The organism is Tepidanaerobacter syntrophicus (genome assembly GCF_001485475.2).
Taxonomy (GTDB): Bacteria; Bacillota; Thermosediminibacteria; order Thermosediminibacterales; family Tepidanaerobacteraceae; genus Tepidanaerobacter; species Tepidanaerobacter syntrophicus.
The window spans coordinates 160,387-179,380 of sequence record NZ_DF977000.1; the positions used below are offsets into that span (position 1 = coordinate 160,387).

The window sequence follows — 18,994 nt, forward strand, 5'->3', positions numbered from 1 at the left end:
CCTCCCTTTGCTTAATGAATTTTCCTTAATAAACTTCGCTAATCCAGTTTCTGATTTCTTTAAAGGCTTCTCCGATTGGCACAAACCCGTCATGATCTAAATCAAAGAAACCTTTTCTTTCTCCAAATGTATGAGCCAAAATCTGTGATGAAAAATCTTCTGCTGTATTTTTGATTAGCTCAGCATCAAAATCGTTTTCTCCTTTTAGTTTTACGCTCTCAAGAAAAATAGGATTTTTAACCGGCATAATAGCTGCGCAAACCATCTTAGGCGACATATCAGTTAAAAATCTGCTCTGCCTTCCTACGGTCCAAAGGTTTTGTATTGCATCGCAAAGTGCAAGGACTCTCTTAGTTTTTTCTTCCGGACTTAAGCTAAGTTCGTAAAGGTCACCCTTTGAAGCTTCTCCAACCCTATCAAGCTCGATTAGAATAGTCCCGCAATAAAATCCGGAATGGATTTCCGTTTCAAATATGTTGGGATTGCCCCCAGCAGAAACAGACATATAATTCGTACCAAAATCCATGTCTCCTAGATATGGATTAAGAGCAATTGCCGGCGATACGCGAACCGGGCTTGTTCTTTTTACAGTTTCTTTTTTCGCATCCATAAACCCAAATAAATCATCATCGATATAGTTTTTGGGATCACACAACGTAGTAGCAGCACCTTTCTCTTTCTCTCCGGCTTTTCCTTCAGAAAGTTCAAAGCCCATCACCGCAAGTTGCTCTCTAAGCGCTCTCCGAATAGCTTGTGAAGAACAGTATGGATAATCTTTCCCATCATTTTTACGTATCTTTTTTATGCTGGAAATGTTATCTGCTTCTTTGTCAGAACCATTTAATGAAGCATAGCTTGCCTTTGTCAAATAAGTAATTGTCAATGCCTTAATTTTCTCCATCTTTCACATCTCCTTTTTTAGAATCTGTCATGATACCATTATAAACATTCAATGCACCTAAAATACAGTAAGCTCGAAAATCTTCAAAATTAACATCGTTGATTAATCCCTCTTGTATTGGTTTAGATACAGAAATCCCATATCTAAACTGCAAGTTATTTAATTGGTTCAAGAAATCTGTTGCTGTCCGTGTTTTTCTCAGCTTAAATAAATCGCCTTTAATTTTTTTAAATTCATCATTGTTCAGTTTTTGCTTTGCCTGCAAGACAATCTGCTTTCCCAAATTCACGGCAGCTTCAATCTGTTCTTTAGTCATGCTATCACCCCTTATAATTAATTGATAATTCATGATAAACAGCAGCATATTGCGCATACGCAGAAAACCGTTATTGCTCACTATTTTACTAAAACAAAATTCTTCCATATCCTGCAAGATAGGATGCTTATTTAGAACCTTTTTTAGTATTTCATTGCGCTTTAATGCCCTATTTTCAATTTTTGATTCCATTGTATCGTATAAATCTTCAAATACTTGCTTTAAATTTACATCTTTTTCCATTAGTGCAGAAAATAGCCTAAACATGTATGCTGTATCTTGGTAAATGATTAAATCTTTAGTTATAAAAGTTTGCCCTTTAGTTTCTAAGAAAAGTAAAACTACTTCAGTTGGTGCTCCCAATATATCTCCGATTAGCTCTTGAAGAAATGAATTTATGTTACTATTCACGTTTTCATTTTTTAGGTCATATTGTCTTTTTAGTAAATCATAGGCGTCAAAATAGAATGCCCAAAGCAGTTCATATGGTTTATTAGCATAATAAAGTAATTCATCTTTATTTACCCCTATATTTTTTAGAAAGTATTGATCATCAAAAGCTCTTAAAGCAGATCTGCAGCCAAGTTTGTCCTGTAATTTGAGTAAATGTTTCAAATTGGGTGAGTTAGGAGAAATTATGATCATGGTATCGTTGTCCGTTTTATAGTGTATACACTCGTATGCAAATTTTGATAAGAAATTACACTCCCAACAAACAGCATCGAGTTTTCGTGCCTGAGAATGAAAGGATCGTGAAGCAGAAGCACTTGCAAATAAGAAATAGATTGGTTGTGCTATATCATATACCTCAGTGTGTTCCTGGCCACATATACAGCAGGTATAGGTTTTCTTTTTACTCTTTTCTTTTGGCAAAATCTTGATTTCAGTATCGTGACAAATAGGTGGCTCATATAGAAGTTTTTCATCTTTACCCCACAGTTTTTTATTTGTTTGGCTTAAAAACTCATCAACTCGTTTTTTGAGAGATTCAGGCAAATTTTCATATTTTTCTCCTTCGGCTTTCCAGCTTCTTGCGCTTAACACTTTTTGAATAGGCGGAATGGGCATTCGTCGCGGTGCTGTTTTTAGTTCATCTTTTTCTCTATCATATATTACAAGTTCCTGTTTTTCTCGCTGGCTGGCACTTGAGATATTCCAATACATCCCTGCAAGATGTTCATAGCATTCCCCGAGAAAAGAACGCAAATCATCAATATTTTCAGCTTGAAATGTAAGTCCTATCGATTTTGGAACAACTTCAATATTTAATTCCTCTCTTTTATCTCGAAGTGCATCCTTTACGGCTATAAGGTATAATCCGGCTAATCCCGCATTCAACCACCAATTATTTCTGACTTTAAAAGTATATTCCATCATATGCTTAATTTACCTCCCTTCATTTATTATTTGTATGCACGAAAAACCTTGAGAGCCTTTGCTTCCAAGCCCAGCACTTAGTGCAAAGGACAGAAGTTCACTATCGCCTCGCAGGCGAAATAACCCGCTAGAACCTTTTATAACTGTATTTTTATAAATAACTACATTTTGCTTATGATTGCCAACTGGGAAAATTTCGAATCTTTCAGGTGCCGGCCTATTATAAAAGGCCTGCCATTTTTTTCTTAGATTTTCTTTGACTAATTCCTGAAACATTGGTTCCTTTGGCGTAAAATAACATGTATATTTTCCTCCATCTGGTTTTATAAAAGTACTATAGGCTACTATCGGAGATAGAGTTTGTACTAAGATAGATGTACTTTTGGTATTTGTCGGAATAAACTGTATTTCTTTAACCTGTAGTTTGTTTTTTCCTAAAACAATTTCACCTTTCTTTAAAATGGAATTCCCAAATGACTGGCAAAACTCATCCATCGGAGATGAAAAATACAGTTTCATATCAGAAAAAAAGGTGATTGATTTGTTCTTTTTATCTATTGAGAATTTACCAAATAAATTAGAAAAATTAAACATTTTAAACGTGCGTTCATTATAGGTGAATCCCCTATTGTGCAGAAAATCTGCGAGTTCATCATCTATATTATTGTATATCATTCCTTGAATTAAGTGATTATACTGCAACGGTAAAGTAGTTTGATTGTCATTTTGTCTATTTCTTAACAATAGACATAATTGCAATTTAAATCCTCCTTATTATTGTGACTTTGCTGTTTTATTTAATCTTACATTAAGCATAAAACATAATAATCTAATTGTCAAGAAGGTTTTTAAAAAAACTTAAAAAAACTTTTACAAAATAAGCTGCAATCTATCACGATTTTTGATATAATCAAACAGACATAGATTGCCTATAAGGAATGGAAATTTGTGACTTTGATGTTTGATTAGTTTACCTATGAGGATTTTTATTTTAATGTTTAGCAAAATTACCTAAGTACTTTGAGAAAAATGTAACTTATTTATATATTCAACGCTTATCGCAGTTTTCCTCCTTTCCCGGAAAAATTTTATCTGATTTATTTGTAAACTTTGTAATAGGATTTTTTGCTGTACTTAGAATGAAAGTAAGATATAGGATGATAACAGGATACAAAAAAACGGAGCATTTATTTGCTCCGCTTTATGTTTTGTGTCGAATTTTGATGGTTTAATCTAAAAATTTAAAAGTGCTTATAATTTTATCGAATAATTCCTGTTTTTGTAAATCAATATCAAGTGTATAAAAACTAATTATGAAGACTCGCTTTCCATCAGTAAGATAATAAGTATGAGGATACCATACGTCGATGTCTCCTCCGTAAGGATATGATTTCGTAATTATTTTTACGCCTGTAAGTTCTCCCACTTTTATATCTTCTTTAGATATAAGTTCATAATCATCGCTTGGCTTCCAGGTGTCAAGGAGAGTCTGGCCTTCCTTCATCATCACAGGCGGCAAAAGTTCTCCTATTTTTTCGCCATTTTCATCGGTAAAAATACTATATTCTACTTTCCACTGGGAGGGAAATTCTAGGGAGTAGGAAATTATAGGGGAATTTTCGCGAAAAGAATATGAGACCCAGTCTTCTGTAACATAAGCATAGTCTTTGACGATAATTTTTTTCCAGCCTTCTATTTGCTCTGCCTCTTCTATATTAAATGCCGGTTCCTCTTCTGTATTTACATCATCGCCGTTTTTTGAGTCATCCTGGGTGTCTTCATCATCTGTATTTTGGACAGGCAAGACCACAGAATCTTCTTGGGACGATGTCTCTTTTGTGCCGGAAGGGTTGTTCTGCGTATTAGAAGTTCCCGGACTTGCACTATCCCCTTTACTACATCCTGTAAGTATCATTAATGCAACCAGCATAAAAATAGAAAGTTTTCCTACTAACTTTAGCCGGTTCAACTATATTAAAACCCCCTCATTTTTTTAATTTTTTGCTGCACTTTTCACAATAGCCATAGATTTCAAATCGATGTTCCGTGGGCGTAAATCCTTTTTTGTCAAGCTCTTTTTCTATATCTTCCATCGGGCAGTAATCAATAGGTATTGACGCACCGCACTTTTTGCAAATAATATGGTGATGGTGGCCTTTCTCTCGTCTAAGTTCATAAAGAATTTTATCGTCTTCAGAAGTAATTCGACACAAAACACCTTTTTTGAGCAGCACATCAATATTTCGATATACTGTCGAAAGATTAACATTCGGCATTACATCTATGACTGCTGCAAATATCTCCTGAGCGCTTAAAACTGAACTGGAATTCTGAAGCACTTGTATTATAGCCTTACGCTGCGGTGTTACTTTTAATTTTTGCTTTTTCAGTATCTCTTCAGTATCCATTAGTTTAAGGCTCCTTTTAATTTTTTAACCAAAAGAACAATCATCAAAATAGCCGCAGCAATTAAAACGATGGTTCCGCCCGGAGCCAAATCAAATAAAAAAGAAATATAAAGGCCGCTTATCACAGAAAAAACTGCAACTACTGCAGATATAAAAAACGTCGATTTGAAACTTCCGGCAAGCTGCACGCTGACAGCAGCAGGTATAACAATAAGAGCGGATATCAGTAAAGCTCCCACTATTCTGATCGAGAGCGTCACGACCACCGCTGTCATAAGCATAAAACAAATATTTACAGCTTTTACCGGAATTCCGGCAAGTTTTGCCGTCTCCTCATCAAAAGTTACAGCAAAAAGCTCTTTATATAATAATACCATAGAAAACATTAAGAAGGAACCTAATATTGAAATAATTATCAGATCCTGCGAAGAAACGGCTACCAGACTACCGAATAAATAAGACATAAGATCTGTATTAAATGATTTTCCAAGGCTTATAAGCACCGCCGCAAGCCCCATCCCTCCGGAAAGCACCACTGCCAGAGCTACCTCAGCATATTTATTAAACGATGACCTTATTGCCTCAATTAAAAAAGCCGCAATGCATGAAAACGCCAGGGCTCCATAAGATGTATTAATGCCTATAAGCATAGCCCCTGCAACTCCGGCTAAAGCCGCATGGGACAGGCTGTCGCCTATCATGGACATTCGTCTTAATACTATAAAAACGCCCATAATCGACGCTAAAAGCGCTATTATGATTCCTGCCGCAAAAGCTCTCTGCATAAAATCGAAACTTAACATATCCATTTAAATACCTCTCCTTGCACTTTTGCCAAGCAATCTATAGGCCAAAATTTTTGAAAGACTGTCATTATTTTCATATACTGATATTTCGCCATCCTCCATGTAGCCTACTTTATCCGCAATCCTCAGCGCTGCGTCAACTTCGTGGGTTACCATTACTACAGTTCCGCCTTCTTTATGAAATTTGTCTAGGAGCTCATAAAACTCCCGCTGTGATGCTGCATCAATACCGGTAGTAGGCTCATCTAAGAAAAGCGCTTCAGGTTTTTTCACAAGCGCTCTTGCAAGAAATACCTTTTGTCTTTGTCCTCCCGAAAGATGTCCTAAAAGTTTAGTTGCAAGATGGCTTATCCCCACTTCTTTTAAAGCATCTTCGGCTGCTTCTTTTATCTTGCTTTTGTTAAATATTTTTCCAAATCCCGGATAATAGCCGGAAGATACGATTTCCATCACCGTTGCCGGAAAAGAAATATTGGTATTTGATGCATGCTGGGATATATAACCTATCTTATTCCACTCTTTAAAATTTTTGATTTTTCGGCCGAATATCTTAGCTTCACCGGCCTTAGGCACAAGCAGGCCCAGCATGATTTTGAGCAGCGTTGACTTTGCCGAGCCATTGGGGCCGAGAATTGCAAGAAATTCACCTTTTTCAACTAATAAATTTATATTACGCAAAACCGGTGTGCCATTATAGGAAAAGGAAACACCTTCAAGCCTTATTACATCGGCAGATTTATCTATCTCTAACTTTCTTTCCATTTCGTCACCGGCTTTTGCTTTTAATTCGCCGCAAGAATCGATGCATGAAGCATTACTGCCCTTCATATTCTAACGCCTGCCTTAAAATATCTAAATTTTTTTCCATAATGGAAAAATAATCTTCTCCTGCCTTTATTTCATCAGGCCACAGTGTTTCTAAGGGATTTATAGTTAAAATCTGTGCCCCTATTTCATTTGCTACTGTTTCAGGTAGTTTTGAGGATGAACCTTTTTCTACTAAAATATACTTTATATTCTTCGATTTACATATATCCGCGATCTCGGCTATCTTTTTAGGCGATGGTTCATCTTGAGGCGAAAGGCCTGCTATAGATATTTGATTAAAGCCGTATCTTTTCGCCATATAATCTAAAAACCCATGAGAAGTAACAACATCCTTTTTTGAGCTTTTTGATGTTACTTCAAGCAGTTCTTTATCAAGTTCATCAAATTTTTTTAAAAGGGCTTCAAGATTTTCTTTGTATATTTCTTCATGTTCGGGGTCTTCTGCGGCAATTACTTCAAAAATCTTTTGTGCCATTTCCTTTGCTAAAACAGGGTCAAGCCATATATGGGGATCATTGTTTTCTATAAGATCTGTGCCGACTTCCAGCACCTTTACGCCATTCTTACTTAAATCTTCTGCAATCTTTGAAGCCCAAGGCTCCATGCTTTCGCCTAAATATATGAAAATATCGCCGTCGTAAATCTTTGCCATCTGTTTTGGAGAAAGTTCATAGTCATGAGGTTCAACCCCTGTAGGAATGAGATTTTCCACATTGGCGTTATCGCCTACAATTTTCTCGGTAAAATCGTAAATAGGATAAAATGTAGTGTAAATTTTAAGGTTTGCTTGATCTTCCGGTTCTACTTCTTCTACATCTTCGTTTTTGGCGCATCCTGCTGCAAAAGCCGCAAGACATACAGCTAAAAATAATACTAAAATAGTTTTTGTTTTCTTCAACAGGCTTTCCTCCCTGGAGTTTGGTTTTAATAACCTTTTCTAATTGCAAAGGATTTGCATTTGTAACTTACATTATAAGGTAGAAGGTAAAGAGTGTCAATAGATACATAATCCGTATCGACCGAATAACTATTTCACCAGAATTGCAAAAAAATACCCCCGTTTCCGAGGGTATTTCTAAGTGCTAGATTGTCACTAGGCATGCATGGGGGTTAATGATTTAGTAAAGATATCGGTTATAACTTTATCGGTAGCAGGAACAGGAGACATAGCGCAAAGGCCGTCTAATGATGGTGTTGTTTTTACAAGTTCTACTAATTTAGGTATATCCTCTTCAGTAAATCCAAGATCCGATAGTTTCTCGGTGCAGCCTACCGAGAACAGCCATTCTTCGAACCTGCAAGCAGCATACTCTGCCTCAGCCGGGAGTCCTTGTAAATCAGGAACTATTGGGTATAATATATCAGCCAGCACTTCACTTTCTACAGGATAAATTGTCTCAATTACTGCCGGCAAGATAGCGCCCAGACCTAATCCATGGGAAAGATCGCCTTTTACAGCACTAAGCGGATGCTCTAACGCATGTGTCAAATGCAGCAATCCGTTATCAAACGAAATTCCTGCAAGAAGTGATGCGTATAGTAAATAATAGCGAGCTGTTAAATTTTCCGGATCTTTTAATACAATAGGTAAGTATCTTGCCACAAGCCTTATGGTCTCTTTGGCTGTTAAAATACTATAAGGCGAGGCTGCTTTCGTAGTAGCTGCTTCTATAACATGGTTTACGGCATCTACTGTAACTGCTATGGTCTGAGTTCTTGAAAGATTCTTCATTAAAGCAGGATCATCTATAGCAAACCTTGGATACAGACATTCATAAGCGATAGCCGGTTTATAGTTTTTCTCGGGAATAGTTGCAACGGCAAATCTATCGACTTCTGTCCCTGTGCCATGGGTCAAGTTTATTACAACAAGCGGAACAGATTCTTCCGGAACAAATTCCAGAGTGTAGAGCTGTCTTGCATCTTTATCGGTATATTTTAATAGAACTGATACGCTTTTTGCTGTATCGGCAGGACTACCACCGCCGATACTGATTATGGCTTCAGCTCCCATTTCTCTGCCTAGCTTTGTCGCCTCATCAATCATATCTACTGTTGGATTAGGGCCTACTTTGTCATATAATTTGTATTCAAAACCTCTCTCATCTAATGCCGGTTTTACTATATCCCATGCTCCGCTAACTTTATAAGAACCTTTTCCGGTGACAAACAAAATCTTAGTTATTTTATGTTCTTTAAAGTTATCTAAGATATCAGCAATCTTGTGGATTGCTCCAACTCCAAAATATGTTGTGTTCTTACATCTTAGCTCAAAAACTTTATTAGGATTTACGGTAAGCTCCCACATAATAATACCTCCTTGTGATTGTTTTCACATTCTCTGTATTTATTATATAACTTGTATGTCAATTATACAAAATGCAACCACCTTTAAATATATCCATTCTGCTACAGTTTGTTTAATTTTTAACGATATATCTGCGATTTTCTCGATTTTGTGAAGATTTTCTCAATCAGAAGACAGTCTATGAACATAACTTAATATACACGCTTCTTGCTTACAATTATTTATAAAGGTTTTTGCATTTAGCTGACGATATTCGCAACTCGCAAACATATTGACAAATATCTATATATGTATTACCTTATTAGATAGATATCAATCAATATGAGGTGTAATTCATGGAAGAAAAAGATGCTGCTTTAATATGTAAAGCCCTTGGGGACTTTAACCGCCTGCAGATAGTAGAGATGCTCTCAGATGGCGAAAAATGTGCATGCAAACTACTGGAAAAGTTTGATATTACGCAGCCTACGCTATCCCACCATATGAAGGTGCTTTGCGACTCAGGCCTTGTAAATGCCCGTCGCGAAGGAAAGTGGTGCTATTATTCTCTAAACTGTGATACATTCTACGATTTTCAAAGCTATATTGCATCTCTGTCTTGTTGCAAAAGCAGTAAGGAGTGCAGATGCTGATGGCATGGAATTTTATTCAAAATCAGGTCCTGGGCCTTAAGTGGCTAAATACATTGATTGGAAATATATTAGTAAGGCTCGGATTGGATATAGAAAGCAAAGTAGGCGGCAGTCTTCAGTTTTTCTTGTATGACACATTAAAGATTACTTTTCTCTTGTGTATCCTTATTTTTATAATTTCCTATATACAAAGTTATTTTCCTCCGGAACGCAGTAAAAAGATTATGGGAAAATTCAGCGGCATATGGGCAAATTGTATGGCGGCACTTCTAGGGACGGTAACGCCCTTTTGCAGTTGTTCATCTATTCCGCTGTTCATTGGTTTTACAAGCGCAGGTCTTTCGCTGGGTGTTACGTTCTCTTTTTTGATCTCGTCTCCCATGGTGGACTTGGGCAGTCTTGTGTTGCTGATGAGTATCTTTGGAACAAAAATCGCCCTTGCTTATGTGGTTCTAGGTCTTGTTGTCGCTGTGGCAGGCGGCACGCTCATAGAAAAGCTGCAAATGGAAAAGTATATTGAAGAGTTTATTGTAAAGGCCGGCAGAGTAGACATTGAATCTCCTGATTTGACTCAAAGCCAGCGGCTGCTATATGCAAGAGAGCAAGTTTCGAGCACATTTAAAAGAGTTTTTCCTTATATTTTAGTTGGAGTAGGCATAGGTTCAATTATTCACAACTGGATACCTGAAAGCTTTATAGAAAATATACTGGGCGATAACAATCCTTTTGGCGTAATTATAGCAACATTGATAGGAGTGCCAATATATGCGGATATCTTTGGCACCATACCTATCGCAGAAGCACTGCTTTATAAGGGAGCGCAGCTTGGAACAGTGCTGTCTTTTATGATGGGGGTAACTACACTGAGCCTACCTTCCATGATAATGCTGCGCAAGGCTATAAAACCCAGATTGTTGACAGTTTTTATAGGGATTTGTACTTTTGGCATTATTTTAGTCGGATATATCTTTAATATATTTCAATATATATTTATATAAAAGGTGGAGGGAATATTATGGAACTTTTTGGAAAGAAAAAAGAGGAAATTGAACCCTGCTGCTGCAACTGTGATTGCAGCGATGAAAACACGAAAATAGCTGAGGAGAAAAAGACTGAAGGCGGCATCAAGATACTTGGCTCAGGATGTAAAAAGTGCAATGCATTAGAAGAAGCTGCGCGGCAAGCCTTGGCCGAGTTGGGCATGGATGATAAAATCGACCATGTTACAGATTTTAGTAAGATAGCATCTTATGGAGTAATGAGCACACCCGCTCTTGTAGTAGACGGCAAAGTTGTCTCCTTTGGCAAAGTTCTAAAAAAGGATGAAGTGGTAAAAATCCTTAAAGAAGCCAGGGGCTTGAATTAATAACCGCTTATAAAAAGACCAGCCATACCTAAGCATAAACGCTTGGACGGCTGGTCTTTTGGTTTTTTATCTATAGTCCTATTTCAGCTACTAATTCTTGTTTTGGTCTAAATCCTATTAATTTTTTAGCTACCTTTCCGTCTTCAAAAAGTATAAGTGTGGGTATGCTCATGATTCCAAATTTTGAAGCGGTATTGGGATTTTCGTCTACGTTTAATTTGCAGACTTTAATTCCGGGATATTCTGCGGCTATCTCCTCAATAACAGGGCTCATCATGCGGCAAGGACCACACCAAGCTGCCCAAAAATCTACTAATACCTTACCTTTTGCTTGAAGGACTTCACTTTCAAAATTATCGTCTGTAACAACTATAGGTTTCATTTAAATTTCCTCCTTTGGAAACTATTTTATTTTTCTTGACCTGTTTTTGTGGTTATACTATACTACTATTATAGTATAATTTATATTTTGCGAAAACCCCTTAAAGGTTTAGTGTAATATTATTTTTAAATTATTATGGAAGGATGCAGTTTTTATGATAGAGAGCAAAATTATTCGGAGCCTTCGTCAAAAGCGAAATATGACATTAGAAGATTTGGCCCGGCAGACGGGTCTTTCAGTTTCTTACCTTAGTGAAGTTGAACGAGGCAAGAAACAGCCTTCATTGGAGACCCTTGAAAAAATCTCGCAAGCCTTGAATATTTCTCGTGATGCACTTCTTTCTCCAACCAGTCCGGCAAATACCAGCGGACTTGGAGCAAAGATTTCTATTATTCGAGAGGAAAAAGGCATGTCTCTTAGCGAGCTTGCTGAAAAGGCCAATATCTCGCCAAGCTATCTTTGCCAAATTGAAAACAGCAAGGTAATGCCGGCGCTTTCTACTTTGAAGAATATAGCCGCCGCTTTAGATGTAGAACCGGAACTTCTCATGGCTTCCACCAGTTTTGTCGGCTACAAGATAAAAAAGATACGGCGGGAGCGAAATATCACCCAAGCACAGCTTGCAAAGAAAGCCGGAGTATCTACCGGTCTTATAGGTCAGATTGAAAGCGGAAAGGTAGAGCCTTCTATTAAAACTCTAGAAAAAATCGCTGCAGCGCTTTCCCTTTCGCCGTGCTTTTTTGTTTCAGAGGATGATGAGCTTACGTCTACATTGAAATCTATGAATCCTGAAATAAGGGAACTCTTAAACGATCCTCGGGTCCGGTCAGCTCTTGAACTTTTGGCCGACTGCAGTACCGAAGAATTTACTTTTATCCTAAAGTTTATTCAGCTTTACAAGGAACATAGGCGTGTTTAAACGCTTTTTTCTAGCCTGATTTTATTATACTATTATTTTTTTTCGCTGTCAATGAGTATTTCTAAATATTTATTATGCTACCATAAAGGAGAGAAAATCATTGTCCAAAACAGATACAGCAAAAATATATGTTGTGGGGGGCGGAGCTTCCGGCATATTGGCAGCCCTTTCAGCTCGCTACAGCGGCGCAAATGTTACTATATTGGAACGCAATCCGCGAATAGGCAAGAAAATCCTTGCTACGGGCAACGGAAGGTGTAACTACACTAATGTAAATACAGATATAAAATATTATCATGGCAAAAATCCGGAATTTGCTTATGGCGCACTGTCGGCTTTTAATGTACAGCAAACCATGGGCTTTTTTGAAAAGTTAGGTATTGTTCCCCGCATCGAAGACGCAGGAAAGGTATTTCCTATGTCTGATCAAGCTTCAAGCGTTTTAGACGTCCTTTTATATGAGCTGAATCGAGCAGGCGTAAATGTCATATGCAATACTTTTGTCAAAGACATAAAGAAAACAAAGCGAGGCTTTATGCTCCGGCTTGAAGATGGACGAATTTTAGAAGCAAGCAAAGTAATACTTGCCTGTGGCGGTAAAGCCATGCCTTCTTCCGGTTCAGACGGAAATGGATTTGAGATTGCTAAAAAATTAGGCCACCCTGTAGTTGATATATTTCCTGCCCTCGTGCAGCTAAAACTTGAAGGGGATTTTTTTAAACAGATTGAAGGGGTAAAATTTGTAGGAACGGCCGAAGTTATGGAAGGCAGCAAGAGTATTGTAAAAGATAGAGGCGACATACTTTTTGCAAATTATGGCATCTCCGGTCCTCCTATTTTGCAGATTAGCCGTAAGGCAGGGGAATTAATAAATGCGAAAAGGGAAGCTGTGCTTAAAGTTTCAATAATAGATGATATGAGCGAAAATGAATTAGATGAGTTTCTTGCAAAACGTTTTCGCAATATGCCTGAAAAACCTCTTGATTTTAGTCTTGTGGGCTTTATAAATAAGCGACTGATACCTGTTATATTAAGGCAGGCAGGGATTGGTGAAATAAAAAAGCCCGTCTGCAATGTTTCTACGGCAGAAAGGGCTAAAATCGCAAAAATTTTAACGGATTGGAGATTTAAAATTACAGGCACCAGATCCTGGCCCAGCGCTCAGGTCACGGCAGGCGGCGTGGATACAACAACTATCAATCCATACACATTGGAATCCACGCTTGTAAAAGGTCTTTACTTTTGCGGTGAAATAATCGACATAGACGGCGCCTGCGGCGGCTTTAATTTACAGTGGGCTTGGTCTTCCGGTTACCTCGCCGGCAAATCTGCCTCATGTGCGCCAAATTAATTTCCGTAATAGGCTTTCTTAAAAAGTTTTTCTAAATCCTCTTGGGTTGGCACCCTGGGGTTTGTTTGCGTGCAAGAATCCCTCATAGCTGTTGCTGCAAGAGCTTCTATGCTGGCTAAAAAATCTGCTTCAGGAATTCCGGTTTCCTTGAAACACGACGGCATTTCTAGATTTTCTTTAAGCTTTATAACCATATTTCTGAGCTCTTTTGCAGCGTATATATCCGACATATAGTTTAGTCCTAAAAGCCTGGATATCTCGGCATATCTTACAGCGGCTTTTTCTTCTTTGCTGTTGTAATCTATGACATAAGGAAGAAGTATGCCATTTGCTCTGCCATGAGGTATGTGAAATCTTCCTCCTAAGGCATGGGCCATGCTGTGATTTATGCCTAGGGACGTGTGAGTAAAGGCCATACCCGCCAGAGTTGAGGCATCATGCATCCTGACTCTTGCTTCATCATCATTGCCATTTTGATAAGACTTCGGCAGATAATCAAAAACTATTCTTATGGCTTTTTCGGCAAGTGCATCTGTAAAATCCGATGCCAGGGTGGAGACATAAGCTTCTATGGCGTGAGTCAAGACATCTATCCCTGTATCTGCCGTTACTGTAGGGGGTAATGAACGCACAAGATTTGCGTCTAAAATCGCATGATTTGGCATTAATTTTTTATCTCTTAAAGGAATTTTGGCTTTTGCTTTCTCGTCTGTAATTACTGCAAAATCAGTAACTTCTGAGCCTGTGCCGCTGGTAGTCGGTATTACAATCAGCCTGGGCTTAGACTCTTCATTTTTTTCCTCATTAATACAAGCATAAAAATAGAGTATGCCCTTGGCAGTGTCTATGGCAGAACCTCCACCGAAAGCAATAATGGTTTCAGGCAAAATCTTCTGCGCTGCTGCAACTCCACTTACAACTACCGCAACGGTAGGATCAGGAACTACATCGCTAAAGATTGTATAGCTAATATTTGCCTTATCTAATTGTTCTGTCACGTTCTTTATCATTCCTGATTTTACTAAAAAGGGGTCTGAAACAATCAATGCATTTTTGATACCTATTTGAGCTAATACCTCTAGAGAGCCTAACCCATAATGTATCCTTGTCGGAACACAAAAACTTCCTCTCCAATTTACCATAAAATCGCCCCTTATTTAAAAAAATAGCCCTTAAACCCACGCTTTTAAAAGCGTAGATATAAGGGCAACGTTGCCTTTTACATAAAAAACAAATACTACATTGTACTTGTTTTTTAATTATAAAATTTTTTGAATGACTAAATTAGTTTAGAGAGCTTATTAGCTTGATAATAATTATACACTATAACCCATCAAGATGCAAGACGGGAGTTAGAAGTGCACAGAGTGACGGTTCTTTTGTGTTCCTTTTGTGTTCTTTGTTCTTTCGTCATTTCGCTAACCATACTGTCAAAATAACCTCGAAAGTAGGGCAATTCATTTGCTCCCTGCGCCAATCGGAACTTTTAATCATGAATTGAGTCTAAATATACTAGGTGTATTTCTGTGTAAATAAGTTATAATTATAAGGAAGAAGGGAAGGTGTATTTATTATGAAAACAACTGGACTGCGCAGCTTTGCCGCTTTGCTGGCAGGGCTTATGGTATTGATGTCAGCAGCACTGCCTGTAACAGCTGATGTCAAGATACCGACGCTTATGGTGGACGGTCAGCTTATGTCACCGGCATCGCCTCTTTGTTGGGACAATGAATCGATTTTAATATCATTAGAAGAGCTCGCTGCATATCTTAATGCCAGCTTTCAGTGGAATGAGGCCGAGGGAACAACCTGGATTCAAAAAAACGGACGCACGATTTTCTTTCGGCCTTCTACGGGAGAAGTGCGCAAAAATGGAGAGCCAGTTTCCGTCCCGGTATCTCCTCGATTGATCAATGACACGTTCTATGTGCCGCTTCGCTTCGTAGCGGAAAATCTAGGAGTCACTGTAGTCTGGGATAATAGCGCTTATCAGGTTCAGATTATTACAGGCGAGCGCCACACTCCACCGGAACGGATAAGTGATGAGACGTTTAATGCTGTAGTAGCATATACCGATAAAGGCAATTTGTGGCTGCTTGACGGGCGGAAACGAGATGTTCTGCCAAAGCAGCTTACAGAGTCAGGCTATGCGGAATTAATAGGCTGGTCAGCCAACGGTGAATGGCTTGCCTATAAATATGCAAGCAGTGAAAGCACACCCCCTTATTTATGGGTGGTTCGGGCTGATGGAAAGACTGCAGGTCAGGTGGATACGGAGCCTATTTACGGTGACCCGCTATGGTCTCCTAAGGATAACAAGATAGCCTATACTGTCATGAAAGACAGCGCTGATGGCTACATTCCGGCGAGCATTGTTAGATATGCCGATATTGCAGCGGAAGGAATCAAAGTCAATACCTTGCTGGAAAAAGACTTCATTTCAATTCCATCTTTAGCTTGGCATCCGAGCGGGGAAAGCATAACTATTTCTTTCCCGCGCACCGTAGAGCAAACGCCTACGCTGGTGCAAGCAAACCTTACCGGCGAGCAGACTGTGCTTTATACTCTAAAAGATGAAGCGCCCGTGGATCTCGAGGGCATTTATAGCTGGGCCTTTATTAGTCTAAAATGGTCGCCGGACGGTCGCTACCTTGCCTATCATCTTGGAGTGAATTCCGCCTCCCTCACAGCCGATGGCGTTGAAACGGGCGTGCTAAATGTTAAAACCGGCCAATCCTTTAACTTGAGCGGCGGTCTAAATTATCTCCAATGGCTGGCATTTTCCCCGGATAACACAAAACTGGCCTATATTGCCGGCGGAGGCCGGGATGCCATGCTCAACAAGCGCTTGGAAATAGTTGATCTTATCAGCGGCAAGATTACTGATTACAGTCAAAAGGGCTATGCGGATACCCAACCCATATGGCTTTCGAATAAAACTAATGAACTACTCTTTTGCCGCGGCCCTGAAGCCGAGACCCTATACCAATCGGAAATTTTGCCGGGGACTTTGGCTCCCGGCCAGCGGATTTATAAGCTGGACAATGATGGCAATGCCGTGCCTGTTACAGCAGGACCCGCCGATACAGCCGACTATTTTCCCAACCCATCGCCCTCTGGGGAAGAAATTATCTTTCTGCGATTGGAGCGCTACGATCAAGGGTCGCTTTACTTACAGCCGATAAATGCGCCGGAAGAGGCGGTGGAGATTTTGCGGGGCTTAAGAGGCAGGCCCGGTTACTATGGAAATTATTACCCAGATTGGATTAGCGTCCATTGGTTTGAGTAAGCAACTTAGAATTTGCGAGGCATGATGAATAAAATGTCTGTGCTGTAATAAAGAAGTATTTCTGGTTATTTTAGGAATTGTTCCAGAAAAAGCCTAACTGGCACATTAAGTTTTTAAAATAAATTTTACATAGAAAGCCTAAAAAATATTATCACTTGCAAACCGCTATTTTATTGAGTTTTTTAGGTTTTCTATATTTCGTTCATAATTTCTGTCGCCAAAAAATATTCCAGATGTACCGCCTACAAATATCCTTGCTCCTGCGTTGTAAAGCGGCGGTATCGTTTCAGAGTTTATATTTCCGTCAACCTCTATCTTAATATTTGTTAAATGATTTTCTTTTAACATTTCATTTATTTTATATACCTTATTAACTGTAGATTTTATAAACTCTTGCCCTGCAAACCCGGGATTTACTGCCATTGTCAAAATAAAGTCTGTTTCTTCTAATAAAGGCTCTATAAGAAGGTGGGACGTCCCGGGGTTAATTGCTATTCCCGCTTTCATATTGCACTCTCTTATTTCTTTGAGGGCTTTATGGATATGCGGTGTAGATTCCAGATGAACGCTTATTATATCGGCACCGGCCTTTTTTGCCTTTTCAATATAATTTAAAGGATTTTCAACCATCAGGTGTGCTTCTAAGGGAGTAGTAGATACACTTCGGATAGCCTTCAAAAGGTCAATGCTCAGTGCCAGATTATTTACGAAATGTCCATCCATTATATCCATGTGGAACATATCAGTTCCGGCTTTTTCCAGTTTTAAAATTTCGCTTTCCAAATTCAATAAATCCGCGCACATTAATGAAGAAGAAATTTCTATAGTCATGTCTAAAGCAAGCCACCTCTTAAACTAATTTTATTGCTTTCACAAGTTGTATATCTTAAACTTTCCCACGACACCATAAGCCTGCTCCTCGATAGAAAATGCAGGATCTAAGTTGTCGGATTTTATTCCTAGTTTGATTGATTTAAAAAGTCCTAGCATTTGAGCATATAAAGCATAAAGCAAGGTTAAAAAAGCCTCGTCTAGATTATTAATATCTTTGTTTTCCAGCGAAACCACATAATCGGCCTCTTCGGTCCTCAAAGCTTTTGGCTCAAAAAGTAGAATTTTCCCTTTGTACATTTTATTGTGGCTTATCTCATCTATGAGATCTAAATCATATTTTTGAGTATAAGCATTATTTGATACAAAGCATCCCAGAATCGTTTTATCATTTATTACAAATTTTTGTCCATGCCTTAAGCCTAAAAAGCTGCTATATGTCGCATTAACTGTCCCTTGGGTTAATTCTAACGACTTAAGGGCAGCCTCTCTTGCGCAGCCTTTTAAACTACCGCTTCCTAAAAAGTGCAGTCTATCATAGGATTCTTCCGCGATATTTTTTATCTTATCGCAGTCTTCATTGAGTATTCTTTTAGATTCATTTACCAGAATTTGCAATATATCGTCTGCGCCACATTTTTTATCAACCAGATAGGGGAGCAGCAGATTTGCAAGGAGCATAGTGGTAAAACTGACTGTCGCAGCATAAGCTGAATCATTGGCCTCTTCTGGCAGCACCAGCGACATGCTCCTTTCTTGACCAATTTTCATCTTTGCTAACTGACCTTCTTTATTGCAAGTAACATTGAGAAAATATATATTGTTTATAAGTTGTTGAGCTTCTTGTATTACAGCTAAGCTTTCCGGACTGTTGCCTGATTTTGAATAGGATATTAAAAGAGTAGGCCTATCTTTTAAAAAATAGTTTTCCGGAGCCGCTGCAATGTCTGTAGAATCAATGGATTCTGCGTCTAGATCTAAAGCCCTGCGCAAATATCCTGCGCTGCAATCGCCGACAAACGCTGAACTGCCGGCTCCTGTCAATATAATCTTCACATTTTTAGTCTGAAATACTGGGTCTAGAAACTTTTTAAAGTCTTCCTTGTTTTTTATTAAATACCCGAATAGTTCCTTCCATGCCTTAGGCTGACTCGCAATTGCGCTTGCTGTAATATATGCATTTCTTTCTTTTAAAAATTCTTCATCAAAACCTAACAGCATAATTTATTGCCTTCCTTTCTCGGATAAAGTCTATTTAGTTAATAAGAGGAGGTTTACAA

The 18,994-nt window shown here is 38.5% G+C and carries 19 protein-coding genes; 6 read left to right on the plus strand and 13 right to left on the minus strand.

The window, feature by feature from the left end:
* Positions 1-25: 25 nt before the first annotated feature.
* The 9 genes from cas7i to TSYNT_RS03895 form a co-directional block, all read right to left on the minus strand.
* Positions 26-901 (minus strand): type I-B CRISPR-associated protein Cas7/Cst2/DevR, encoded by an 876-nt coding sequence (gene cas7i, locus TSYNT_RS03855; protein WP_059031900.1) that lies wholly within the window; start codon positions 899-901, stop codon positions 26-28.
* The gene (locus TSYNT_RS03860; RefSeq protein ID WP_162780986.1) at positions 888-2,591 is read right to left on the minus strand and encodes a hypothetical protein; all 1,704 of its coding nucleotides are present in this window, start codon (positions 2,589-2,591) and stop codon (positions 888-890) included. Before TSYNT_RS03860 ends, cas7i begins: the two co-directional genes overlap by 14 nt.
* Before the next feature lie 12 nt (positions 2,592-2,603).
* Positions 2,604-3,353: a CRISPR-associated endoribonuclease Cas6 gene (cas6, locus tag TSYNT_RS03865; protein ID WP_059031904.1), complete on the minus strand. Its 750-nt coding sequence runs from the start codon at positions 3,351-3,353 to the stop codon at positions 2,604-2,606.
* A 469-nt stretch (positions 3,354-3,822) separates the two neighbouring features.
* Complete coding sequence (locus TSYNT_RS03870; RefSeq protein ID WP_059031906.1) at positions 3,823-4,563, minus strand: hypothetical protein; 741 nt, start codon at positions 4,561-4,563, stop codon at positions 3,823-3,825.
* A 16-nt stretch (positions 4,564-4,579) separates the two neighbouring features.
* Positions 4,580-5,002, minus strand: coding sequence for a Fur family transcriptional regulator (locus TSYNT_RS03875; RefSeq protein WP_059031909.1), 423 nt, complete (start codon positions 5,000-5,002; stop codon positions 4,580-4,582).
* Positions 5,002-5,811, minus strand: coding sequence for a metal ABC transporter permease (locus tag TSYNT_RS03880; RefSeq protein WP_059031911.1), 810 nt, complete (start codon positions 5,809-5,811; stop codon positions 5,002-5,004). The genes TSYNT_RS03875 and TSYNT_RS03880 overlap by 1 nt, the downstream gene beginning before the upstream one ends.
* Positions 5,812-6,636: a metal ABC transporter ATP-binding protein gene (locus TSYNT_RS03885; protein WP_059031913.1), complete on the minus strand. Its 825-nt coding sequence runs from the start codon at positions 6,634-6,636 to the stop codon at positions 5,812-5,814.
* Positions 6,623-7,534: a metal ABC transporter solute-binding protein, Zn/Mn family gene (locus TSYNT_RS03890; protein ID WP_059031915.1), complete on the minus strand. Its 912-nt coding sequence runs from the start codon at positions 7,532-7,534 to the stop codon at positions 6,623-6,625. The genes TSYNT_RS03885 and TSYNT_RS03890 overlap by 14 nt, the downstream gene beginning before the upstream one ends.
* Positions 7,535-7,729: 195 nt before the next feature.
* The gene (locus tag TSYNT_RS03895) at positions 7,730-8,944 is read right to left on the minus strand and encodes an iron-containing alcohol dehydrogenase (RefSeq protein WP_059031917.1); all 1,215 of its coding nucleotides are present in this window, start codon (positions 8,942-8,944) and stop codon (positions 7,730-7,732) included.
* A 335-nt stretch (positions 8,945-9,279) separates the two neighbouring features.
* Between TSYNT_RS03895 and TSYNT_RS03900 the strand changes: the two genes are divergently transcribed.
* The 3 genes from TSYNT_RS03900 to TSYNT_RS03910 are packed head-to-tail and all read left to right on the plus strand — an operon-like array spanning position 9,280 to position 10,942.
* Positions 9,280-9,576, plus strand: coding sequence for an ArsR/SmtB family transcription factor (locus TSYNT_RS03900; protein ID WP_059031919.1), 297 nt, complete (start codon positions 9,280-9,282; stop codon positions 9,574-9,576).
* Positions 9,576-10,574 (plus strand): permease, encoded by a 999-nt coding sequence (locus TSYNT_RS03905; protein WP_174221079.1) that lies wholly within the window; start codon positions 9,576-9,578, stop codon positions 10,572-10,574. Before TSYNT_RS03900 ends, TSYNT_RS03905 begins: the two co-directional genes overlap by 1 nt.
* Positions 10,575-10,591: 17 nt before the next feature.
* On the plus strand, positions 10,592-10,942 hold the full coding sequence (locus TSYNT_RS03910) for a thioredoxin family protein (RefSeq protein ID WP_059031923.1): 351 nt from the start codon (positions 10,592-10,594) through the stop codon (positions 10,940-10,942).
* Positions 10,943-11,012: 70 nt separating this feature from the next.
* Here TSYNT_RS03910 and trxA read toward each other — a convergent pair whose 3' ends face one another.
* Positions 11,013-11,324, minus strand: coding sequence for a thioredoxin (trxA, locus tag TSYNT_RS03915; protein WP_059031925.1), 312 nt, complete (start codon positions 11,322-11,324; stop codon positions 11,013-11,015).
* A 154-nt stretch (positions 11,325-11,478) separates the two neighbouring features.
* Here trxA and TSYNT_RS03920 point away from each other — a divergent pair, with 154 nt between their 5' ends.
* Positions 11,479-12,243: a helix-turn-helix domain-containing protein gene (locus tag TSYNT_RS03920; RefSeq protein ID WP_059031927.1), complete on the plus strand. Its 765-nt coding sequence runs from the start codon at positions 11,479-11,481 to the stop codon at positions 12,241-12,243.
* A 100-nt stretch (positions 12,244-12,343) separates the two neighbouring features.
* Complete coding sequence (locus TSYNT_RS03925) at positions 12,344-13,594, plus strand: BaiN/RdsA family NAD(P)/FAD-dependent oxidoreductase (RefSeq protein WP_059031929.1); 1,251 nt, start codon at positions 12,344-12,346, stop codon at positions 13,592-13,594.
* On the opposite strand, the gene TSYNT_RS03930 is transcribed toward TSYNT_RS03925, so the two are convergent.
* Positions 13,591-14,736: a 1-propanol dehydrogenase PduQ gene (locus TSYNT_RS03930; RefSeq protein WP_059031931.1), complete on the minus strand. Its 1,146-nt coding sequence runs from the start codon at positions 14,734-14,736 to the stop codon at positions 13,591-13,593. The genes TSYNT_RS03925 and TSYNT_RS03930 overlap by 4 nt on opposite strands.
* 431 nt (positions 14,737-15,167) lie before the next feature.
* Here TSYNT_RS03930 and TSYNT_RS03935 point away from each other — a divergent pair, with 431 nt between their 5' ends.
* Entirely contained in the window at positions 15,168-16,883 is a 1,716-nt protein-coding gene (locus TSYNT_RS03935) for a copper amine oxidase N-terminal domain-containing protein (protein WP_059031933.1), read from the plus strand.
* 165 nt (positions 16,884-17,048) lie between these two features.
* On the opposite strand, the gene rpe is transcribed toward TSYNT_RS03935, so the two are convergent.
* Positions 17,049-17,714, minus strand: a complete 666-nt coding sequence (gene rpe, locus TSYNT_RS03940; protein WP_059031935.1) for a ribulose-phosphate 3-epimerase — start codon at positions 17,712-17,714, stop codon at positions 17,049-17,051.
* A gap of 39 nt (positions 17,715-17,753) precedes the next feature.
* Positions 17,754-18,935: an SIS domain-containing protein gene (locus TSYNT_RS03945; protein ID WP_083497641.1), complete on the minus strand. Its 1,182-nt coding sequence runs from the start codon at positions 18,933-18,935 to the stop codon at positions 17,754-17,756.
* Between the last annotated feature and the right edge of the window lie 59 nt (positions 18,936-18,994).